The sequence below is a fragment of the Acidisphaera rubrifaciens HS-AP3 genome (assembly GCF_000964365.1).
Taxonomy (GTDB): Bacteria; Pseudomonadota; Alphaproteobacteria; order Acetobacterales; family Acetobacteraceae; genus Acidisphaera; species Acidisphaera rubrifaciens.
Genome location: NZ_BANB01000312.1, coordinates 1 through 2,891, shown reverse-complemented (window position 1 = coordinate 2,891; position 2,891 = coordinate 1). Strand labels below are relative to the sequence as shown.

Annotated in this window: 2 protein-coding genes; both read left to right on the top strand. The window is 73.0% G+C overall.

Annotated elements, in window-relative coordinates; translation table 11 throughout:
- Positions 1–61: 61 nt before the first annotated feature.
- The gene (dctP, locus tag B8460_RS10245; protein WP_084623470.1) at positions 62–1,141 is read left to right on the top strand and encodes a TRAP transporter substrate-binding protein DctP; all 1,080 of its coding nucleotides are present in this window, start codon (positions 62–64) and stop codon (positions 1,139–1,141) included.
- 143 nt (positions 1,142–1,284) lie between these two features.
- Positions 1,285–2,891, top strand: a 1,607-nt coding sequence (locus B8460_RS10240) for a transglutaminase family protein (protein ID WP_048861501.1), incomplete at its 3' end; no start/stop codon positions are given.

Here is a 2,891-nt window from a genome sequence, read left to right as displayed (position 1 = left end):
GGAGTTCAGACGTGTGCTCTTCCGATCTTAGCCGCGTAGAGAGCGGCAGAGGTGACTCCCGATGCCGCTTTCCCGCCGCGCCGCCCTCGCCATGGCCGGCACCGCCGCCGCCGGTCTGGCGATTCCCTTGGCCGCCCCGCTGGCGACCCCCTGGCTGTTGCGCCGTGCCCGCGCTGCCGAGGCGGCAAAGCCTCCGCCGCGTGTCCTGCGCATCAGCCATCACTATCCCGCCAGCAGTGGCGATCAGGGCGATTTCCGTGACCGTCTGGTGCGCCGCTTCGCCACCGACGTCACCGCCCGGACCGACGGCGCGCTGACGTTCGAGGTCTATCCGGCGGCGACCCTGGTCAAAGCGGCGGCGCAGTTCTCCGGCCTCCGCCGCGGCGCGCTCGATCTTACGCTCTGTCCGCTCGCCAACGGGGCCGCCGAATTGCCGGAGACGGCGATCGGCTCCGTCCCCTGCCTCGTCATGACCGAGGCGCAGGCGACGGCCTGGCGCGATGCTCCGGCCGGGCAGCAGCTGGAGTCGCTGCTGCGCGGACATGGCGTGCGTATCCTGACCTGGGTCTGGCTGCCGCGCGCCGTCGCGGCACGCGCGGGCGCGGTCGCGGTGCCGTCGGACATGGCCGGGCTGTCGGTGCGCAGCGGCTCGGTGCCGGTGGCGGACATGGTCAAGGCCGCCGGCGCGAAGCCGGAGGCGCTGCCGGTCGAGGCGATCAGCCAGGCGATGCGCAAGGGTCGGCTCGACGCTGCGATCGTCTCGGCCACCAGCGCGCTCAGCTACCGTCTGGCCGAGCAGGCGCCGCACGTGACGACGGCGGCCGGCGGCGGTGCCTGCGGCTACACGCTGCAGCCGCTGATGATCTCCGAACTGGTGTTCGACGCCCTGCGCCCGGCGGAGAAGGCGGCGGTGATCGCGGCGGGCGCGGCACTCGACGCCGATGCGCTGCGGGCGGCGCGGGCGGATGCCGACGCGCTGCCGGGCGCGTTCTCGGCCGCCGACGGCAGCGTCTCCGACCTCGACGCCGCGCGGCTGGTTCACTGGACCAAGCTCGCGGCGGAGACGGGGTGGCGTGCCTATGCGAAAAGCGGGCGGCGCTGCGCCGACCTGTTGCGGCTGGCCGCCGAGGTGCCGGCCTGAGGCGGCGGGTCCCGCCGTCCGCGTGCGAGCACCGCGCATCGGCCGGTTTCGCCCGGCCTGGATTCTGCTAGGCACCGCCTCGCCCCGTCCGCTCCCCACCCCAGGGCGCCGCCGTTTACCGACCGCACGCAGGACCCGACCGCATGTCGATCCATGTCGCCCTCACGCATACGACGACCTACCGCTATGACCGGCCGATCAATCTCGGGCCGCAGACCATCCGCCTGCGCCCCGCGCCGCACGCCCGCACGCCGATCCTCTCCTATTCGCTGCGCGTGGCGCCGGAGCCGCATTTCCTGAACTGGGTTCAGGACCCGCAGGGCAATTTCCTCGCCCGTGTTGTCTTCCCCGAGCGGGTGACGCATTTCGACGTGACGGTCGATCTCGTGGCCGACATGGCGACGATCAACCCGTTCGACTTCTTCCTGGAGCCGCAGGCCGAGACGTTCCCCTTCGCCTACGACCCGGTGCTGGAGCAGGAACTCGCCCCCTATCGCCGCTGCGACACGCCGGGCCCGTTGCTCGCCGGCCTGATCGCCGAGGTGCCGCGCGGCGAGCAGGGCACCGTGGACATGCTGGTGGCGGTCAACCAGATGGTCCAGCGGCGCATCGGCTACGTCGTGCGCCTCGAACCCGGCGTCTGGACGCCGGAGGAGACGCTGGCGCAGGGGCGCGGCTCGTGCCGCGACAGCGCGTGGCTGATGGTCCAGCTGCTCCGCCATCTCGGCTATGCCGCGCGGTTCTGCTCCGGCTACCTGATCCAGCTCGTCGCCGACGTGAAGCCGGTCAGCGGGCCGGAGGGGCCGACCGCCGATTTCACCGACCTGCATGCCTGGGCCGAGGTCTATCTGCCCGGCGCGGGCTGGATCGGGCTCGACGCGACCTCGGGCCTGCTGACGGGGGAGGGGCACATCCCGCTCGCCGCCAGCCCCGATCCGATCTCCGCCGCCGCCATCTCCGGCGCGCACGACAAGGCCGAGGTCGAGTTCGGCTTCGACATGCGGATGCGCCGCGTGCTGGAGACGCCGCGCACGACCAAGCCCTATACCGAGGCGACCTGGTCCGACATCCTCGCCGCCGGCCGGCGGGTCGATCGGGCGCTGACGGCGGGCGACGTGCGTCTGACCATGGGCGGGGAGCCCACCTTCGTCGCCGCCGACGATCCGGACGCGCCGGAATGGAACACCGACGCGCTGGGTCCGACCAAGCGCGCCTATGCCTATCGCCTGCTGCGCCGCCTGGCGCCGGTCTGGGCGCCGGGGGCGGCGATCCAGCTCGCGCTCGGCAAGCATTATCCGGGCGAGCAGCTGCCGCGCTGGGCGCTCAACGCGCATTGGCGGCGCGACGGCGAGCCGGTCTGGACCGACCCCGCCCTGCTCGCGACCGACGACGACCACGACACCGCGACGGAGGCCGATGCCGCCCGCTTCGCGGCCGTGCTGGCCGAACGGCTGCAGGTCGATCCCGGCCTCGTGCAGCCGGCCTATGAGGACATCCACTACTTCCTCTGGCGCGAGCAGCGCCTGCCCGCCAACGTCGTGGCCGAGGACGCGAAGCTCGCGGATCCGCTGGAGCGCGCGCGCCTCGCCCGCGTCTTCAGCCAGGGACTGGCGGCGAGCGTCGGCGTCGTGCTGCCGCTGCGGCGGGTGGACGATGGCGGCGGGCGGCGCTGGCAATCCGGGCGGTGGTTCTTCCGCGGCGATCACCTGTTCCTCATTCCCGGCGACGCGCCGATCGGCTTCCGCCTGCC

Bases quoted from the DNA above. Each gene is read 5' to 3' on its own strand.
- dctP (WP_084623470.1), top strand. From the start codon at position 62: ATGCCGCTTTCCCGCCGCGCCGCCCTCGCCATGGCCGGCACCGCCGCC.